Annotated in this window: 22 protein-coding genes; 9 read left to right on the top strand and 13 right to left on the bottom strand. The window is 67.9% G+C overall.

Annotated features, from left to right (window positions below; genetic code table 11):
- The first annotated feature begins 86 nt into the window (after positions 1-86).
- Positions 87-821, top strand: a complete 735-nt coding sequence (locus IBX22_RS10945; RefSeq protein ID WP_194815170.1) for a peptidase S1 — start codon at positions 87-89, stop codon at positions 819-821.
- Positions 818-1,510, top strand: a complete 693-nt coding sequence (bluB, locus tag IBX22_RS10940; RefSeq protein ID WP_194815169.1) for a 5,6-dimethylbenzimidazole synthase — start codon at positions 818-820, stop codon at positions 1,508-1,510. Before IBX22_RS10945 ends, bluB begins: the two co-directional genes overlap by 4 nt.
- Here bluB and IBX22_RS10935 read toward each other — a convergent pair.
- Entirely contained in the window at positions 1,456-1,962 is a 507-nt protein-coding gene (locus IBX22_RS10935) for a tetratricopeptide repeat protein (protein ID WP_309234529.1), read from the bottom strand. The genes bluB and IBX22_RS10935 overlap by 55 nt on opposite strands.
- A 100-nt stretch (positions 1,963-2,062) precedes the next feature.
- On the opposite strand from IBX22_RS10935, the gene IBX22_RS10930 reads away from it, so the two are divergent.
- The gene (locus IBX22_RS10930; RefSeq protein ID WP_309234528.1) at positions 2,063-2,431 is read left to right on the top strand and encodes a nuclear transport factor 2 family protein; all 369 of its coding nucleotides are present in this window, start codon (positions 2,063-2,065) and stop codon (positions 2,429-2,431) included.
- A gap of 2 nt (positions 2,432-2,433) precedes the next feature.
- On the opposite strand, the gene rsgA is transcribed toward IBX22_RS10930, so the two are convergent.
- The 3 genes from rsgA to IBX22_RS10915 all read right to left on the bottom strand — a co-directional run bounded on the left by rsgA (position 2,434) and on the right by IBX22_RS10915 (position 6,420).
- Positions 2,434-3,330 (bottom strand): ribosome small subunit-dependent GTPase A, encoded by an 897-nt coding sequence (gene rsgA, locus IBX22_RS10925; protein ID WP_194815168.1) that lies wholly within the window; start codon positions 3,328-3,330, stop codon positions 2,434-2,436.
- A gap of 113 nt (positions 3,331-3,443) precedes the next feature.
- Entirely contained in the window at positions 3,444-4,742 is a 1,299-nt protein-coding gene (aroA, locus tag IBX22_RS10920; RefSeq protein ID WP_194815167.1) for a 3-phosphoshikimate 1-carboxyvinyltransferase, read from the bottom strand.
- 178 nt (positions 4,743-4,920) lie between these two features.
- The gene (locus IBX22_RS10915; protein ID WP_194815166.1) at positions 4,921-6,420 is read right to left on the bottom strand and encodes an aldehyde dehydrogenase family protein; all 1,500 of its coding nucleotides are present in this window, start codon (positions 6,418-6,420) and stop codon (positions 4,921-4,923) included.
- Between the two features lie 172 nt (positions 6,421-6,592).
- On the opposite strand from IBX22_RS10915, the gene IBX22_RS10910 reads away from it, so the two are divergent.
- The gene (locus tag IBX22_RS10910; protein ID WP_194815165.1) at positions 6,593-7,387 is read left to right on the top strand and encodes an SOS response-associated peptidase; all 795 of its coding nucleotides are present in this window, start codon (positions 6,593-6,595) and stop codon (positions 7,385-7,387) included.
- A 25-nt stretch (positions 7,388-7,412) separates the two neighbouring features.
- Here the strand turns inward: IBX22_RS10910 and IBX22_RS10905 are convergent, their stop codons facing one another.
- Together IBX22_RS10905 and ybaK are read right to left on the bottom strand one after the other, a co-directional pair.
- Complete coding sequence (locus tag IBX22_RS10905) at positions 7,413-7,703, bottom strand: hypothetical protein (protein ID WP_194815164.1); 291 nt, start codon at positions 7,701-7,703, stop codon at positions 7,413-7,415.
- A gap of 109 nt (positions 7,704-7,812) precedes the next feature.
- Positions 7,813-8,304, bottom strand: coding sequence for a Cys-tRNA(Pro) deacylase (gene ybaK, locus IBX22_RS10900; RefSeq protein ID WP_194815163.1), 492 nt, complete (start codon positions 8,302-8,304; stop codon positions 7,813-7,815).
- A gap of 165 nt (positions 8,305-8,469) precedes the next feature.
- Between ybaK and IBX22_RS10895 the strand changes: the two genes are divergently transcribed.
- Entirely contained in the window at positions 8,470-9,150 is a 681-nt protein-coding gene (locus tag IBX22_RS10895; protein ID WP_228538724.1) for a sigma-70 family RNA polymerase sigma factor, read from the top strand.
- A gap of 8 nt (positions 9,151-9,158) precedes the next feature.
- Positions 9,159-9,422 carry a mycothiol system anti-sigma-R factor gene (gene rsrA, locus IBX22_RS10890; RefSeq protein ID WP_194815741.1) on the top strand — a complete coding sequence of 88 codons (264 nt, stop codon included), beginning with the start codon at positions 9,159-9,161 and terminating at the stop codon, positions 9,420-9,422.
- A 75-nt stretch (positions 9,423-9,497) separates the two neighbouring features.
- On the opposite strand, the gene IBX22_RS38525 is transcribed toward rsrA, so the two are convergent.
- On the bottom strand, positions 9,498-9,572 hold the full coding sequence (locus IBX22_RS38525; protein WP_095887907.1) for a 50S ribosomal protein bL37: 75 nt from the start codon (positions 9,570-9,572) through the stop codon (positions 9,498-9,500).
- A 107-nt stretch (positions 9,573-9,679) separates the two neighbouring features.
- Here IBX22_RS38525 and IBX22_RS10885 point away from each other — a divergent pair, with 107 nt between their 5' ends.
- Positions 9,680-9,895, top strand: a complete 216-nt coding sequence (locus tag IBX22_RS10885; protein WP_194815162.1) for a biotin/lipoyl-binding carrier protein — start codon at positions 9,680-9,682, stop codon at positions 9,893-9,895.
- A gap of 18 nt (positions 9,896-9,913) precedes the next feature.
- Entirely contained in the window at positions 9,914-11,428 is a 1,515-nt protein-coding gene (locus IBX22_RS10880) for a sensor histidine kinase (RefSeq protein ID WP_194815161.1), read from the top strand.
- Between the two features lie 142 nt (positions 11,429-11,570).
- Here the strand turns inward: IBX22_RS10880 and IBX22_RS10875 are convergent, their stop codons facing one another.
- A complete protein-coding gene (locus tag IBX22_RS10875; protein ID WP_011211115.1) occupies positions 11,571-11,825 on the bottom strand; it encodes a WhiB family transcriptional regulator in 255 nt (84 codons plus the stop codon).
- Between the two features lie 254 nt (positions 11,826-12,079).
- Positions 12,080-13,024, bottom strand: coding sequence for a diacylglycerol kinase family protein (locus IBX22_RS10870; RefSeq protein WP_194815160.1), 945 nt, complete (start codon positions 13,022-13,024; stop codon positions 12,080-12,082).
- A 73-nt stretch (positions 13,025-13,097) separates the two neighbouring features.
- Between IBX22_RS10870 and IBX22_RS10865 the strand changes: the two genes are divergently transcribed.
- The gene (locus tag IBX22_RS10865; RefSeq protein ID WP_309234527.1) at positions 13,098-13,538 is read left to right on the top strand and encodes a hypothetical protein; all 441 of its coding nucleotides are present in this window, start codon (positions 13,098-13,100) and stop codon (positions 13,536-13,538) included.
- Here IBX22_RS10865 and IBX22_RS10860 read toward each other — a convergent pair.
- Genes IBX22_RS10860 through IBX22_RS10845 form a run of 4 tightly spaced genes read right to left on the bottom strand, consistent with a single transcriptional unit; the run spans position 13,502 to position 16,572 of the window.
- Positions 13,502-14,188 (bottom strand): endonuclease V, encoded by a 687-nt coding sequence (locus IBX22_RS10860; protein WP_194815159.1) that lies wholly within the window; start codon positions 14,186-14,188, stop codon positions 13,502-13,504. The two genes, IBX22_RS10865 and IBX22_RS10860, sit on opposite strands and share 37 nt — an antisense overlap.
- A gap of 17 nt (positions 14,189-14,205) precedes the next feature.
- Complete coding sequence (locus IBX22_RS10855) at positions 14,206-14,703, bottom strand: GNAT family N-acetyltransferase (protein ID WP_194815158.1); 498 nt, start codon at positions 14,701-14,703, stop codon at positions 14,206-14,208.
- Positions 14,700-15,311, bottom strand: coding sequence for an acid phosphatase (locus IBX22_RS10850; protein WP_194815157.1), 612 nt, complete (start codon positions 15,309-15,311; stop codon positions 14,700-14,702). Before IBX22_RS10850 ends, IBX22_RS10855 begins: the two co-directional genes overlap by 4 nt.
- A 19-nt stretch (positions 15,312-15,330) precedes the next feature.
- Entirely contained in the window at positions 15,331-16,572 is a 1,242-nt protein-coding gene (locus IBX22_RS10845) for a hypothetical protein (protein ID WP_194815156.1), read from the bottom strand.
- Between the last annotated feature and the right edge of the window lie 589 nt (positions 16,573-17,161).

The following is a 17,161-nucleotide window of genomic DNA, read 5'->3' as shown; positions in this document are numbered from 1 at the left end:
TCGTCGGCCCGAGCGGCCGCCGCGACTCGCCCGCCGACCGTGGTGTTCCGTCGGCAGCACCGGCCTGATGCTTAAAGTGCCTGGCTATGGCCGGTTTCCGGAGATGTGCCCTGGTGCTGGCGCTGGGTGGCGTGGCCGTGTTCTCGGGGCCCGGACAGCTCGCGACTGCCACGCCGCGCCCGCTACCGCTCGGCGGGGGTATGGGTGTCGCGTTGCCGCACGGGGTGCCGATGGCCGAGGCGCGGCGGTTCCACGCCTGCACACTCACCGCCGTCGGCTACGACGCGATGGACAACCTCATCGGAATCACCAACGCCCACTGCGTTTATGACGATGACGGCCACCAGTGGCCCGGTGACGAGGTGCTGGCGCACTCGGCGGTCGCGGTCGCGGCCGGGCAGCGGGAGGCGATCGGGCGGGTGGCACACATCAGCGGCGGCAATCCGATCATCCCGGGCCCCAACGGTATCGGGCTGGACTACGCGGTCATCGTCTTCGATCGAGACAAGGTCGTCGCGGCGCCGACGATCGCGGGTGTTCCGATCCGGCGTATCGCCCCGCCCCCGCCGCCGGGTGCGCACGTGTGCAAACAGGGCATCACCACCGGCCTCACCTGCGGAGTCATGCTCCGCACCAGCGGCCCCTACATCGTGAACACCATCGCCGAAGGCGCGGGCGACTCCGGTTCGCCCGTCGTCGCGGGTGATGCCCTGATCGCCACCCAGTGGGTGACCGGTGCGGGCACCGCGATGACCGCCATCCTCGCCGACCTCGATCGCCGGGGCGGCCCGGGCGCCGGTTTCCGCCTTGCCACTGCTTGACTGGACCGGTGAGTGCTCAGGAGTTGTACGAGGTCATCCGGCGGCGGCGCGACGTGCGCGCCGAGTTCACCGGCGAACCGGTGGACGAGGCCACCCTGCTGCGGATTCTCGATGCCGCCCACCGCGCGCCCAGCGTCGGGAACTCGCAGCCGTGGGACTTCATCGTGGTGCGGGACCCGGCGACCCTGCGCACGTTCGCCGACCACGTCGCGAGCAAGCGCGTCGAGTTCCACGACTCCCTCCCGCCGGACCGCGCCGCCACCTTCGACCCCATCAAGATCGAGGGCATCACCGAGTCCGGCACCGGCATCGTCGTCACCTACCGGCACGACCGCGGCGGCCCACAGGTCCTCGGCCGCGCCACGGTCCCCGAAACCGGCGTCTACTCAGCGGTTCTCGCCATCCAGAACCTCTGGCTCGCGGCGACCGCCGAAGGAATCGGCGTCGGCTGGGTCTCCTTCTACGACCCGGAGTTCCTCACCGACCTCGTCGACCTGCCCGAGCACCTCCAGCTCGTCGCCTGGCTCTGCGTCGGCCCGGTCCACGAATTCCAGGAAGTCCCCGACCTGGAACGCTTCGGCTGGCGCACCGGCCGCCCGCTAGCGGAGGCGATCCATCGAGAAACCTTCGGCGCTCAGGACGCTCCGCCGGCCAGGTCGTCCGCGTACCCACGAAGCCCTGGTTCATAGCGCTTGATCTCCGGGGTGTCGAGGCGATCGACCACCAGCCGCAGCAGCGTGGCCATGGCTTGGTCGGAGCGGCCGGACGCATGCAAGGTCAGCGCGACGAAGACCCGGAGCGATTCGGAATCCGGAAACTCGGCGCAAGCCTGCTGCAGCACCTGCATCGACTCGTCGTACCGCTCGAGATTGCGCAGTGAGCTCCCGTACTGCAACAGGCAGCGCCGCTTGGTGTCGCCGCTCAGCCCGGGCAGCGCCTGCTCGTAGTACTCGATCGCCTTCTTCTCTTGTCCCGCAGTGTCATACGAGCCGCCGACCTCGTACAGCACATACGGGTTGCCCGGATGCTCCGCGAGCAACTTCTCGAAGAAGTCGATCGTCGGCTGCATATGCTCCCGATCCCTTTTCGCGAACGCCTCTGCGATGGTCTCGGCCAGCTCCGGAGTCAATTCTTCGCGCACAGACCCTGCTCTCCCTAGCGACTGATGTCCGCAATGGAACCGCACATTCTTCGTCGCGGCAATCCCTTTGTCAGGCCCCCGGATCCGGTACTTTGTGCCCGTGGACCGCGCTGCCGTGCAGGCTTGGGTCGAAGAATACGAGCGTGCCTGGCGTACGCCAGGCACGGAATCGCTCGACGGGCTATTCGCGCCCGGGGTCGGGTACCTGGTGTCTCCGTGGGCGGAGCCGATCGATGGGCTCGACGCGCTGGCCGAATTCTGGGAGCAGGGGCGCGACGGGCCCGACGAGGCGTTCCGGATGGAAGCCGAAGTTGTTGCGGTCGAGGGGGATACGGCCGTGATCCGGGTGGAGGTCGAGTACGAGCGAGATGATCCCGCGCGGTGGCGCGACATCTGGATTCTGTGCTTCGACTCCGTCGGGCGGTGCACCTGGTTCGAGGAATGGCCGTTCGCCCCAGGTTCGCATTAGGACTAGGTGTGGGTGCGGAACCACGGGTCGTTGGAATCGATGGCGGTCAGCAGCATGCGGATGGCGGCGACCCGGCGTTCCTTGCCGGGCAACAGGTCCAGGGCGCATTCGGGGTCGATAGGTGGGCCGAGGTGGGTGCAGCCGCGGGGGCAGTCCTGGATGGCTGCGGCGAGGTCGGTGAAGGCGGCGATGACATCGTCGGGGGTGATGTGGGCCAGGCCGAAGGAACGGACGCCGGGGGTGTCGATGACCCAGCCGCCCGCCGGTAGCGGCAGGGCGACGGATTGGGTGGAGGTGTGGCGGCCCTTGCCGACACCGGAGACGATGCCGACGGCCCGATCCGCGTCGGGGACAAGACGATTCACCAAGGTGGACTTGCCGACGCCGGAGTGGCCGATGAAGGCGGTCAGCTTGTTGTCGAGCAGGGCGTTGACCGGTTCCAGCGGATCGTCGACGCCGCCGTAGACGATGGTGAGGTCGAGATCATCGAAGGCGGTGGCGAAATCGGATTCGGCGACCAGATCGTGCTTGGTCAGGCACAGAATCGGGCGCAGCCCACCGGCATACGCGGCGACCATGGCGCGCTCCACGAAACCGGTGCGCGGCGGCGGGTCGGCGAGGGCGACCACGATGAACAGCTGCTCGGCGTTGCCGACCACGATGCGCTCGAACGGATCGGTGTCATCGGCGGTGCGGCGCAACACCGTTCGGCGATCGGCGACCCGCACGATGCGCGCCAGGCTGTCGGGCTTGCCGGACAGGTCACCGACCACGTCCACCTGATCGCCCACCACGATCGGGGTGCGGCCCAGCTCGCGGGCCCGCATCGCCACGATCAGCCGTTCCGGATCGCCGCCGAGCACGCAACCCCAGCGGCCGCGGTCCACCGAGACCACCATCGCGGCTTCCGCGTCATTGTGCTGCGGACGGGTTTTCGTGCGCGGACGGGTGCTCTTACCAGGACGAACCCGGACATCGGTTTCGTCGTAGCTCGAAGAGCTACGCCCCCTGCTCAGTTCGACACTCCGCTAGGCGCGAGCATCTGCTCCCACAGCTCCACGAAGCCGGGCAGCGTCTTCGCGGTGGTGCCGATGTCCTCGATCTCGATGCCGGGCACCTTCAGGCCGAGGATCGCGCCCGCGGTCGCCATCCGGTGGTCGGCGTAGGAATGCCAACGGCCGCCGTGCAATTCGGCCGGGACGATCTCGAGCCCGTCCTCGGTTTCGGTGACCTTGCCGCCGAGCCGGTTGATCTCGGTGGACAGCGCCGCCAGCCGGTCGGTCTCGTGCCCGCGCAGATGCGCGATGCCGCGCAGCACGGACGGGGACTCGGCGAGCGCGGCGAGGGCGGCCACGGTGGGGGTGAGCTCGCCGACGTCGTGCAGATCGATATCGATGCCCGCGAGGCGGTCCGGCCCGTGCACGGTGAGGATGCCGTCGACGTTGCCCGCCTCCGCACCCATCCGCACCAGGATCTCCCGGATGACATCGCCCGGCTGGGTGGTGATCCGTGGCCAGTGCGGAATGCTTACCGCGCCGCCGGTGATCGCCGCGGCGGCCAGGAAGGGCGTCGCGTTCGACAGGTCCGGTTCGACTTCCCAGTCGACCGCGCGGATCGGGCCGGGGTGCACCGTCCAAGTCTGCGCCTTGCGGCTATCGGCCGGCGCCTCCACCGACACGTCGGCGCGCCGCAGCATCTCCACCGTCATCTCGATATGCGGCATGGACGGCAGCGCCTTGCCGTCGTGATGCACGGTGAGACCCTGGTCGAAACGCGCGCCGGAAAGCAGCAGCCCGGAGACGAACTGCGAGGAACCGGACGCGTCGATGGTGACGGCGCCGCCGCGCAGCGCGCCCTTGCCGTGCACGGTGAAGGGCAGGGTGTCGCCGTCGATCTCGGCGCCGAGCCCGCGCAGCGCGTCGAGGATGGTGCGCAGCGGACGGGCCCGGGCCTGCGCGTCACCGTCGAAGGCCACGTCCCCGGCGGCCAGCGTGGCGGCCGGGGGAAGGAAGCGCATGACCGTGCCGGCCAGCCCGCAGTCGACGGACCCGGTACCGAGCGCGGCGGGGGTCACGGTGACGGTGTCGCCCTCGCCTTCGATGCGCGTGCCCATGGCCCGCAGCGCCTCGATCATCAGATTGGTGTCGCGACTGCGCAGCGCCCCGGTGATCGTCGAGGGACCGTCGGCCAAAGCCGCCAGAATCAATGCCCGATTGGTGATCGATTTCGATCCGGGCAGGGTAACGGTGGCGTGGACGGGAACATCGACATGGGGCGCTTGCCAATAAGTCACAGGTCCATCTTCGCCCATACAACCCACCGACACGCGGGCGGTCCAGGGATCCAGCACCTCAGGGTGAACGCCGAGCGCAGCGAGGCAAGCCCGAAGCAGTGCGGCACCGGGGAAGCGAAGCGCCCCCGGTGCCCATCCGAACTCCGGTCGGCAGGGCGAAAGCCGAGCGTAGCGAGGTGCCGCCCTGCCGACCCCCTTACTTGTGGCGTCCGTGCAGGAACGGGACCATCTTGCGGAGCAGGTTCATGGTGGAGTCGCTGCGGGAATAGGACAAAAGGGCCATGCCCGGAATCGCGAAGCGCTGCACCGCGATCGAGTGCGGGCGGGCGAATTCGCGCAGGCCGGGCTCGCCGTGGATGCGGCCGATACCGGAATCGCCGACGCCGCCGAAGGGCAGGCCGGGGATGGCGGCGAAGGCCAGCACCGAGTTCACCGAGGTGGCGCCCACGCGCAGGCGGCGCGCGATCTCCAGGCCGTTCTTCTTGGAGTAGACCGCCGAGGACAGCCCGTACTTGGACTTGTTGGCCAGCTCCACCGCCTCGTCGACACCGTCGACGGTCTTGATGGTGACGGTGGGGCCGAAGGTTTCCTCGGCGACTGCCTCGGAGTCCTCGTCCACGTCGACCAGCACGACCGGCTCGATGAAAGGACCCTTGACCGACTCCGGGCCGCCCAGCACCGCGGTGCCGCCCTTCTTCAGCGCGTCCTCGATGTGGCGGCGCACGATATCGATCTGGCTCGGCATGGTCATCGGGCCGTAGTGCGACTTGGCGCCGGAGCCCGGCTTCACCTCGGACAGGATCCGCTTGACCTCGGCGACGAATTCCTCACGCACCGAACGGTCCACGTACACCCGCTCCACACCGGCGCAGGTCTGGCCGCTATTAGAAGTGGCGCCCCAGGCGACCGCGTCGGCGGCGGCCTTCACATCGGCGTCACCCGCGACGATCACCGCGTCCTTGCCGCCGGCTTCCAGCAGCACCGGAGTCAGGGTGTCGGCGGCAGCCGCCATGATCTTCTTGGCGGTCGCGGTGGAACCGGTGAAGGCGATCTTGTCGACGCCCGCGCGGACCAGCGCGGCCCCGGTCTCGCCGTATCCGTTGACGGTCTCGAAAATGCCTTCGGGCAGTTCCGGATTGGCCTTCTTGAACGCTGCGGTGAGGAAGTTGCCGATGCCGGTGGAGTACTCGCTCGGCTTGAACACCACGGTGTTGCCCGCGGCGAGCGCGTAACCGATGGAGCCGTTGGGGGTGTAGACCGGGTAGTTCCACGGCCCGATCACGCCGACCACACCGAGCGGGCGGTGCTCGATCCGGGCGGAGAAGTTCGCCATCAGCGGGCCGGGGGAGACCTTCTTCGGGCCGAGGACCTTCTTGACGTTCTTGGCGGCCCAGGCGATGTGCTCGAGCGCCAGCATCAACTCCAGGAAGGCGTCGTCGAGCGGCTTGCCGTTCTCCCGGTGGATCAGGGTGCAGAACTCCTCGGAGTCCGTCACGAGCTGGGATTCCCAGCGCTGCAGGTACTTCCGGCGTTCGGCGTAGGTCAGAGCGCCCCAGGTCGTGGCGGCGGTGCGGGCCTTGGCGACGGCCGCGCGCACCGCGTCCTCGTCGTCGATGGTGTAAGTGGCGATGACCTCCCCGGTGGCCGGATCGACCGACGTCAGCAACGTTTCGGGGGTGGTCTCGGTGGTGGTCACGGTGGAACTCTCCTCTTACCTCTGCGGCGGCCCGGTCGGTGCGCGCACCGGAGTGGACGAGGTGTGATCCACCCCATCCGATGAGAGGATGTTATGCGAAAACTCTCACCAGGTCACCAGTCAACTTCAATTGTCCCCGGAAAGTGTCAGGGGATGGTGGGACTATCGAGATATGTGCGGACGATATGCGACCACCACGAACCCCGGCAAGCTCGCCGTGGAATTGGACGCCCTGGACGAGACGGGAAGCGAAAACGATTCGGGCGGAAACAATTTCACCAATTACAACGTCGCGCCGACCACCCAGGTGCTGACCGTGGTGGAACGCCACGACCACGGCCACCCCGACGACGACCCGAAGCTGCGGATTCGCCGCATGCGCTGGGGCCTGATCCCGCTGTGGACCAAGGTCGCCGAGCCCGGCGTCCCCGCCAAGGGCAAACCGCTGTTCAACGCCCGGGCCGACAAGGCCGCCACCACGCCCTCGTTCCGGGACGCGGTGAAATACCGGCGCTGCCTGGTCCCGATGGACGGCTGGTACGAGTGGCTCGTCGAGCCGGACGCCAGCAAGAAGGGCAAGGTGGCCAAGCAGCCCTATTTCATGGCCAACGCCGACGGTTCCCGGCTCTATATGGCCGGTCTGTGGTCGGTGTGGCGGGATAAATCCCTGCCCGACAGCGATCCGCTGCTGTCCTGCACCATCCTCACCACCGACGCGATCGGCGATCTGACCAGCATCCACGACCGGATGCCGCTGCCGATGCCGCGTGAGCACTGGGATGCCTGGCTGGATCCGGACCATCCGGCCCCCGCCGAACTGCTGGAGACACCCACCCCCGACCGGATCTCCGGGATCGTGGCGCGGCCGGTCTCGCAACTGGTGAACAGCGTGCGCAACAACGGCCCGGAGCTGCTCGAACCCCTGGAGGGTGGCACGAAAACGGCCGAGCAGATCAGATTGCTCTGATTCGCTCGGCCGGTGCTGTGTTTGTTCAGAGTTTGCAGGGCACCGATTCGCTGGCGAGACTCAAACCGCACTTGATGACGCCCGCGCCCAGATCGATCATCTTGGTGACCAGTCCGCCGCCCAGCTTCTCGGCCTTCTCCGCCTTCTTCTCGCCCTCGTCGGGAGCGGACTTGCCGGGGGCGCCGGGCTGCTGGCCGGGGTTGATGACCACAGGTTCGGCGCCGGCCGGGAGGGTGGACACCGGGCCGAGCGTCAGAGCTAAAGCTCCCAGTGCCGCGACGAGCGAGCGGGAGACGAGACGGTGCTGAGACTTCATGAGCATCACATCCTCGGGTCGGACGAATCGGACCTAGCTGGAGCTCGATCGCCCTAATTACCGCACAGATCGGCGACGAGCTGTTGGATGCCACACGGTCTGTTTTCGCTCAGGCGGTGATCGGTGCGGTCACCGCCGCCGCCAACCGAACCAGGTCAGCGGGCGCGAGTTCGATCTCCAGCCCACGCCGCCCCGCACTGCACAGCATCCGGTCCCACGTCAGCGCCGACTCGTCCACCACGGTCGGCAGCTGCTTGCGCTGGCCGAGCGGGGAGATTCCGCCGAGCACGTAGCCGGTGGTCTTCTCGGCCTTCGTCTTGTCCGCCATGGTCGCCTTCGGCGCGCCGAGCGCGGCCGCGGCGGCCTTGAGCGACAACGTATTCGGCACCGGCAGCACCGCCACCGCGAGGGTCCCGGTGGACAGTTCGATCACCAGGGTCTTGAAGATCTGCCCCGGCTGCACGCCGAGTTCCGCGCCGAGCGCGTCGACCGCCTCGGTGCCGTAGGAATCCGAGCGCGGATCGTGGGTGTAAGCGTGCACGCGATGCGCCACCCCCGACTTGGTCAGGGTGCGGATCGCCGGTGTCGAGGCTCCAGCCATGGCTGTGACTGTAATTCGTGGCCCGGGAACACCGGGACGCCCGTGCCTGTTGCATGCCATAGCAGCCAGTTGTTGACGTGTAAGGAGAATCCGGTGCCCGTACTGCTCGACGAACGTCCGGTATGGACCGGGGCCCCGCCCGTGGACACGCAGTTCCCGATCGATATGCCGGTGCCGGTAGATTTGGCAGGTACCGCTATCGAAGGGACAGGTGTGACGAGCGACGATGACGTGGTGGACGACAGTGCCCCCGCTGTAGTCGACGAGGCGGAACTGGCACAGCGGTTCGAGCGCGACGCGCTCCCGATGCTGGACCAGCTCTATGGCGCCGCGCTGCGCATGACCAGGAACCCCGCCGACGCCGAGGACCTGGTGCAGGAGACCTTCGTCAAGGCGTTCCAAGGGTTCAAGAGCTTCCGGGAGGGCACCAACCTGCGGGCGTGGCTGTACCGGATCCTCACCAACACCTACATCAACTCCTACCGCAAGAAGCAGCGGCAGCCCGCGCAGTACCCGACCGACGAGATCTCCGACTGGCAGCTCGCGGCCACCGCCGAGCACACCTCGACGGGCCTGCGTTCGGCCGAGGTGGAGGCGCTGGACGCGCTGCCCGACGACGACATCAAGGCGGCGCTGCAGGAGCTTCCCGAGGAGTTCCGGATGGCGGTGTACTACGCCGACGTCGAAGGTTTCCCGTACAAGGAGATCGCCGACATCATGGGCACCCCCATCGGTACCGTGATGTCCCGGCTGCACCGCGGCCGCAAGCAACTGAAGGGTTTGCTCGCCGACGTGGCGCGCGAGCGCGGGTTCAACCGCGGTGAACGGCAGGAGGTCAAGCAGTGAGTGACGACATGGAGCTCGACTGCCGGGCCGTGCTGGCCGATGTCTGGCTGATGCTCGACGGTGAGTGTGACGACGCCACCCGGGCTCGGTTGCAGCACCACATGGATCACTGCTCGCCCTGCATCGAGGCCTATGGCATCGAGGAGAAGGTCAAGGGCCTGCTCAGCCGCAAATGCGGCGGCGACCGGGCACCCGATTCGCTGCGGGACCGGCTGACCATCGAGATCCGGCGGTCGATCACGATTACCGAGATCGAGACCAAAGAGTCCTGAGACCAAAGCATTGAGCGGCCCGCGCTTCCATTGGAAGTGCGGGCCGCTCGGTGTTCTTCACACGTGCGCTACGCCTCAGGCGTTGGGCCGCTTGCCGTGGTTGGCTGCGCTTCCCTTGCGGCTGCGCTTCTTACGTCCACGCTTACCCATGAGTAGGCTCCCTTCTGATTGAAGGCCATTCTTTCACGTGTGGTTGGCTGTACCTTCAGCGGCAGGGTTGTTCCGAGTTGCAGACCGAACCGAAGAATGGGGTGTCCATGGCCGAGGAAGTGCGCGCGGAGATGGTGTCGACTGTCCTGACCGTCGACGTCAAGGTCGGCGACAAGGTGCACGTCGACCAGGCGCTCATCCTGCTCGAGTCCATGAAGATGGAGATCCCCGTGCTCACCGAGGTCGAGGGTGAGGTCACCGAGGTCGCGGTGCAGCCGGGCCAGGTCCTGCAGGCGGGCGATCTGATCGCCGTGATCTCCTGATCGAAGCGTAGATCCAACGTGTCGACCCTCAGTGAGCTACTCGCCGAACACACCGACCTCCCCGGTACCGCCGTGGACCATCTGCAACGGGTGGTGGGCGATTGGCAGTTGCTCGCCGATCTGTCCTTCGCGGACCTGCTGCTCTGGGTCGGCGCCGGACCGGTCACCGACGGCGCCGACGTGGTGTGCGTCGCGCAGTGCCGCCCGACCACTGCGGCCACCGTGCACCTCGAGGACAAGGTCGGCACCACCGCCACCCCCAACGATCATCCGCAGGTCTTCGACGCGCTGCTGAGCGGCAAGATCGTGCGCGCGGACAGCGACGGCGAGGCGGCGGGCGTCTATCACCCGCATCCGGTGCACGCGATCCGCGAGGCCATTCCGGTGCGCTGCGGCGACGACGTGATCGCGGTGCTGTCCCGGGACACCGACATGCAGCGTTCCCGGGTCCGCAGCACGCTGGAGATGGCCTATGTGGCCTGCGCCGACGACCTGTGCCAGATGATCGCCGAGGGCACCTTCCCGACCACCGAGGACCGCGCGGCCACGCACTCCAGTCCACGCGCCGGTGACGGTTTCATCCGGATCGACACCGCGGGCATCGTGGTCTACGCCAGCCCGAACGCGCTGTCGGCCTATCACCGGATGGGTCTGCAGAGCGATCTGGCCGGACAGGATCTCGCGGTCACCACCCGCTCGCTGATCACCGATCCGTTCGACGCCCAGGAAGTGGTCGGCGACATCCAGGCCGCGCTGGCCGGGCGCACCGGCCGCCGCATGGAGGTCGAGGCGCGCGGCGCCACCGTGCTGCTGCGCACCCTGGTGCTGCGCCCGCACGGCGAATTGGCCGGTGCCGCAGTGCTTGTCCGCGACGTCACCGAGGTCAAGCGCCGCGACCGCGCGCTGTTGTCCAAGGATGCGACCATCCGTGAGATTCATCACCGGGTGAAGAACAACCTGCAGACGGTGGCCGCGCTGCTGCGCCTGCAGGCCCGCCGCACCGAGAACGAGGAGGCGCAGGTCGCGCTGACCGAATCGGTGCGTCGCGTGACTTCCATTGCCTCCGTACACGAAATGCTGTCCATGTCGGTGGACGAAGAGGTCGATCTCGACGAGGTCGTGGACCGGCTGCTGCCGATCATGGCCGATGTCGCCACCGTGCACACCACGCGGATCAAGGTGCGCCGCGCCGGCTCGCTGGGCGTCTTCTCGGCCGAGCGCGCGACTCCGCTGGTGATGGTGCTGACCGAGCTGGTGCAGAACGCTATCGAGCACGCCTTCGATTCGGGCGAAAACGGCACGGTGACAATCCGTTCCGAGCGCTCGGCGCGCTGGCTGGATGTGATCATCAGCGATGACGGCCGGGGTCTGCCCGCCGGCTTCAGCCTGGAATCCTCCGACCGCCTCGGCCTGCAGATCGTGCGCACGCTGGTGACGGCGGAATTGGGCGGCTCGATCGGCCTGCATCCGGGAGCGGATGTCGGCACCGACGCGGTGCTGCGAGTTCCGCTGGGGCGCCGCTCCGGTCGCTGAAACGGCACCGGCTTTTTACCCTATTCGGCTGAGCCGCAAACATATTCGGAGCGCAAATAAGCCCGGCACCTGTTGGTGCCGGGCCGAATGCGTTTCCGGGCCGGGGCTGTATGGCCCGGGAAACGCCGGTGTCGCCTAATTCTCAGACGACGGTGCGGGTCCGGGTGCGCGCGTTACGACGCTTGAGCGCCCGGCGCTCGTCTTCGCTCATTCCACCCCACACGCCGGCATCCTGACCGGACTTCAGGGCCCAGGACAGGCAATCGGCTGTGACGGGGCAGCGAGCGCAGACCAGCTTGGCATCGGCAATCTGCGCGAGCGCAGGACCACTGTTACCCACCGGGAAGAACAGTTCAGGGTCCTCGTCACGACAGATGGCCTTGTGGCGCCAGTCCATTCCTCTGCTCCTTTGCTGGGCGCCACAAAAGGCGCCTTTGATGGTTTGTGGATCGTTCACTTGTGCAACGGAGAAGTTTCCGCACGGTTGCTTGTGAATGCTTTCACGAACACCGTAGATGTCAATAGGTATCTGGTGCACCGTGGGGAAGCTCACGCTCTCAAAGTTCCCTGCGTGGGAACCTGCGGGCTCCTTTGTACTCGCTCTACCCGGTTTTCGCAGCGCAACGTGATGTTTCACATCGCGTTTCTTGTTCAACGAGGCTGTGGGGCCACTACTTCGAGCACACCCGGCACCGAGGTGAAATCCACCACGTTGCGCTTCCCGATAAAGTCGCCATCGATTTGCAGGCCGATCGGCGCCGGTGACTCGATCCGCACCGACGGCACGTCGTCTTGGCGAAACAGGTTGCGGGACTTGGGATTTCCGTCGGTGGCGAGCAACTGCCGGGCGAGCAGCAACGTGGGGAGAACATCCATCGAACGCACGGCAAACAGACCGAGGCCCGCCTCGAAGGTGGTGCCCGGGTTGGTGTGCACCGGGGTGTCGTTCAGGTAGGTCCACGGACTGGTGTTCGTTACGAACGCGTAATGAACCTCGTCGACGGGCGCGTGTCCGGGGATCGCCACCCGGACGCTCGGCTCCTTGCCCTTGGCCTTGAAGAACTGCCGAACGGTTGTGCGAAGGTAGCGGGCCGGGGTGGCGGGATGGCCGTTGGCGCGGCTGGCATCGATCGCCTCGCACACGTCGGCGTCCAGGCCGACACCGGCGCTGAAGGTGAACCAGCGGTCGTCGGCCAGGCCGAGGCCGATCTTGCGGTCCCGGTTCACCGTGAGCAGGTCGATCAGCTGATTGGTCGCGGTCACCGGATCCGGGGAGATGCCCAGTGCCCGGGCGAAGACGTTCGCGGACCCGCCGGGAATGACACCCAGCCGGGGCCGCCAGACCTGGTCGTCCTCGACCTGCGGCAGCGGCAGGAAACCGTTGATCGTCTCGTTCACCGTCCCATCGCCGCCGTGCACGACGATCAGGTCCATCTCGTTGGTGGAAGCCCACTGGGCCAGCTCGGCCGCGTGGCCGCGATGCTGGGTGTGCGCAACGGTCAGCTGGGTGCGGCTCTCCAGCGCGTGTGCCAGCAGATCCCTGGTCTCCGGGGTGGTGGAAGTGGCATTCGGATTCACGATCAGCAGGGTCCGCACGGTCGGAAGCCTAGTTGGCGGCGGTAAACGGTCCGAAATGCCGTCCCGGGGGTCCGGCTCGTAGGCTTGGCGCGTGGTTGACAGCGACAGGAATGCGGCAAACGCGGGCGTGCCCGCGACGGTGCGCGGCGCGGGCGGGCTGGTGGCGCTGGAGGGCTCCGTCGCGGTGACCGCCGCCATAGTGCTGGTGGTACGCGGGTTGCTCGGGCACGAGCAGTCGGCGGTCAGCGGCTACGGCACCGCCGCGTGGTTCGGCATCCTCGGCGGCGCGGTGCTGGCCGCGGGTGTCGGGTTGCTCACCGGGCACCGCTGGGGCCGCGCCATCGCGGTGATCGCGCAGATCCTGCTGCTGCCGGTGGCCTGGTCGCTGCTCACCGATTCGCGTCAGCCGGTGTACGGGACGCTGCTCGGTGTCGTCGCGATCGCCTCGCTGGGGTTGCTGTTCGCGCCGGCGTCCAACCGCTGGATGACCGAGGGCTACGGCGTCGACCCCAGCGCGGAACGCAAGGCCTGACGGCAGAGTTGGTCTGCCTGCCGGGTGGTTTCGGGCTGGCGGTACTTCGGGGTGAGGGCCAGTACCTGCGCGCACGCGGTGTCCAGATCGATGCGGTGCCCGACCGAGACGAAGACCGGTTTCACGCCGGTCCGGGTGCGCAGCGCGCGTCCGACGACCTCGCCGTCGATGCGTAGATCGGTCGCGCTGCCGCGTTCCGGATCCGGCTCGGTGTAGTTGCCCCACACCGTTTTCGCGACGCCGATGGTGGGTACACCGGTGAGGATGCCGAGGTGGCAGGCGAAACCGAAGCGGCGCGGGTGGGCCAGGCCCTGGCTGTCGCAGATCAGCAGATCGGGTGTGGTGGCGAGCTTTTCGAGCACAGCCAGCGAGGTCGGCAGCTCGCGGAAGGCGAGCAGGCCCGGTACATACGGGAAATCCGTTGTGCCGTGGGCGATAGCGGTTTCGAGCGGCGCCAGCGATGTCGCGTCCAGCACGACCGCCGCCGCGGCGACCACGCCGGACTCGTCGTAGGCCGAGTCGAGTCCGGCGATGGTGTGGAATTCCGGTGGCCGCGGGTTGGTCTGATCGACGAGGGGACGTAGTTCGTCCTGCAGCGCCATGGCCTGTTCTGCCGTCGTGGGCCAGGTTTCCGGCACCGTCACTCGCATCGTTGTCGTCCTGGAGATCAGCGAGCTTGCTTCGCCAGCTGCAGGAGTTCGCCACCGGCGAGGCGATAGCCGACCCAGTCGTTCTGCTCGACCGCGCCCAGGGACCGGTAGAAGTCGATCGAGGGGGTGTTCCAGGTGAGCACCGCCCAGTCCACCCGGCTGTAGCCGTTGTCCGCCGCTTCCTTGGCGAGCGCGGCGAGCAAAGCCTTGCCGTAGCCCTTGCCGCGGGTCTCCGGCTTCACATAGAGGTCTTCCAGGTAGATGCCGTGGGTGCCCTTCCAGGTGGAGAAGTTGAGGAACCAGATGGCGGTACCGACGATCCCGGTCTCGTCTTCGACGACGTGCGCGAAAAGCGCTGGGGCCGAACCGAACAGCGAGCTGTGCAGCTGGTCCACGCTGAGCGTGCACTCTTCGCGGGCACGCTCGTATTCGGCGAGGTCGTAGACCAGCTCGACCATGGCGGGCACGTCGGCGGGGGTGGCACGGCGGACGACGGCATGGCCGGGGTGGGTCATCGTTTTGCTCCATTCAGCTGCGGAACGAGGTTGTGCGCGTGGATGGTCCGGTCGTCATGGTCGTAGCCGAGCAGGGTGGTCGCGGCGGTCGACATGGCGAAGCGGCGGCCTTCGATCAGTTCCAGTTCGGCCCAGCGGGTGATCAGGGCTCGGGAGAAGTGCCCGTGGCCGACCAGCACCACGTCCCGTTCCCGCAACTTCGGTTCCGCGGTGGCGAGCACCCGATCGGCGCGGGCCTGGACCTGTGCTGCCGATTCGCCACCGGGCACCGCACCGGTCCAGATGGTCCAGCCGGGGGCGGTTTCGCGGATCTGCGTGGTGGTCAAACCCTCGTAGTCGCCGTAATCCCATTCGACCAGGTTGTCCTCGAGCGTGAAATCGGTGAACCCCGCCAGCTCCGCGGTGCGCACAGCCCGCTGCAGCGGACTGACGAGCACCAGCGGATCGCGCAACTTCAGCTCGGCCAGGAGCGGCCCCGCGGCTCTGGCCTGTTCCTCCCCGAGCTCGGTCAGCGGCAGATCCGTGCGGCCGGTGTGCTGGCGTTGCCTGGACCAGGCGGTTTCGCCGTGCCGGAGCAGGACTAGTCGGGCGTCGTCGCGTTCGGACATGTAACCATCATGCTCGAAGTCAGCTGCCGAGGGCGTAGAGGTCCTCGCCGCGCTTCTCCAGCACGATCCCGCCGGCCACGGCGAGCGAGATCGGGGAGGAGCCGTCGTACCCGGCGCGGTCGACCGGGATGCGTTGCACCTCAGCACCATTGGCCGGATCGAGCGCCGCGATACCGCCGGTGACGGGCAGCAGCAGCTTGCCCGCCATCAGTGCGGGGGTGCCGAGCGCGCCGGGCGCGGTCCACATCGGGTCGAAGGTGCTCGCGTGCAAGGCGATCAGGCTGTTTCCGGTGAACACCAGATAGGCCGAGCCGATCCGCGCGGTGCTGGTATTCGCCGCCAGTGGCGCCGAAAGCTGATGCACCACAACCGGATTCCCGGTCGAGTCATAGATCGAAAGCCGCGGTGGGGTGGTCTCGCCGCCGGGTTGGGTGACGCCGGGCAGATACAGCGCGATCCGGCTGTCCGACACCGCGATCACCCGGGCGTCGGGGGAATCGGCGCCGGGCCCGCTGAGCAGGCGCGAACCGTGCTCCTCGGGCACCGTGTTGTCCTTGGGCGCCGGATTGAGCACGCTCAGCCGGTTGACGCCGGCGTCCTCGGGGCAGCGTTCCAGCACCGCCAGCCGGGTCGGGCTGGAGCCCGCCGAGAGCAGTGTGCAGTCTTTGCGCGGCTGGGTTTTCACGTTCACCGGCGCGTCCACGTATCCGTACTCCAGGGTGCGCACCAGATCCGAGCGCCAGATTTCCAGCCGCTTGTCGCCCTGGGCCAGCACATAGGTCCCGTCGACGGACAGCCGTACTTCCGGATCCATATAGCTGCTGCGGGCGGTGCGCCGGTCGCCGTTGTCCCCGGCGAGCAGCGTGGCCTGACTGCAGCCGCGCTGATCCTTGTACACCGCCACAACCGTGCCGAATTGGGATTCGATTCCGCACAGCGGCATATCCCGGCGGTACCGCCACAACTCCGCGCCGGTACGCGGATCACGTCCGGTGACAGTGCCGGCCTCGCCGGTGATCACCGCGCCCCCGGCGATCATCGCCCGGGGCGCGGCACCGTCCGGCGCGTGCCAGAGCTCGTGCAGGGACGCAGGCAGTTTGTCCGCGGTGGGTGGCGCCGACGCCGGGGTCGCCGCGGTCACCGATTCGGTGCCGGTGGCATCGCCACGGGCCCACACCACCAGCGCCGCGACCACCACGAGCGTGGCGATCGCGACTGCGGAGATGATGTCGGCGCGCGTTCGCCGCTCGGGTGCGAGCACGCTTGCGAGACTAGCGGATCCGCCGAATTATGCCGAAGTGGTCACACCCGGGGCTTCGACCGCGGCGGTCTCGGCGGTGTCCCCCGCGGGCTTGCGGCGACGCCGGGTGCGGGCCGGCTTTTCGGCCGAATCCGCTTCCGCCGCACCGTTTTCCGCGCTGGCGCTACCGTTCTCGGCCGTGGCCTCCGCGGCGGGCTTGCGGGTGCGCCGGCGCTTGACAGGGGCCTCGGCGGCCGCCTCGTCGCCATTGCTGGTGACCTCGGCGTCCACGGCCTTACCGGCATCATCGGCCGGGGCCTCGGCGGCCGCGGTCTTGCGGGTGCGCCGGCGCGCGGGCTTCTCCTCCGGTACGGCGGCCTCTTCCGAAACCGGCTCGGTGCCGTTGGCCTCGACGGCCTCGACGCCTTCGTCCGCGGGCTTGCGGCGGCGGCGACGGCGAGCGGGCTGCTCCGCGCTGTCCGCGGTCGAATCCGCCTCGGCGGTCTCGGTCTCGGTCACAGCTTCGGCCACACCATTGCTCGACGCGACCTCGACATCACCGCCCGACTTGCGGCGACGACGGCGACGCCGTCCGGGCGCCTCGGAATCG

The sequence above is a fragment of the Nocardia sp. XZ_19_385 genome, assembly GCF_015355755.1.
Taxonomy (GTDB): domain Bacteria; phylum Actinomycetota; class Actinomycetes; order Mycobacteriales; family Mycobacteriaceae; genus Nocardia.
Note: the sequence above shows the minus strand (reverse complement) of the source record. Positions and strands in the feature narration are given on the sequence as shown.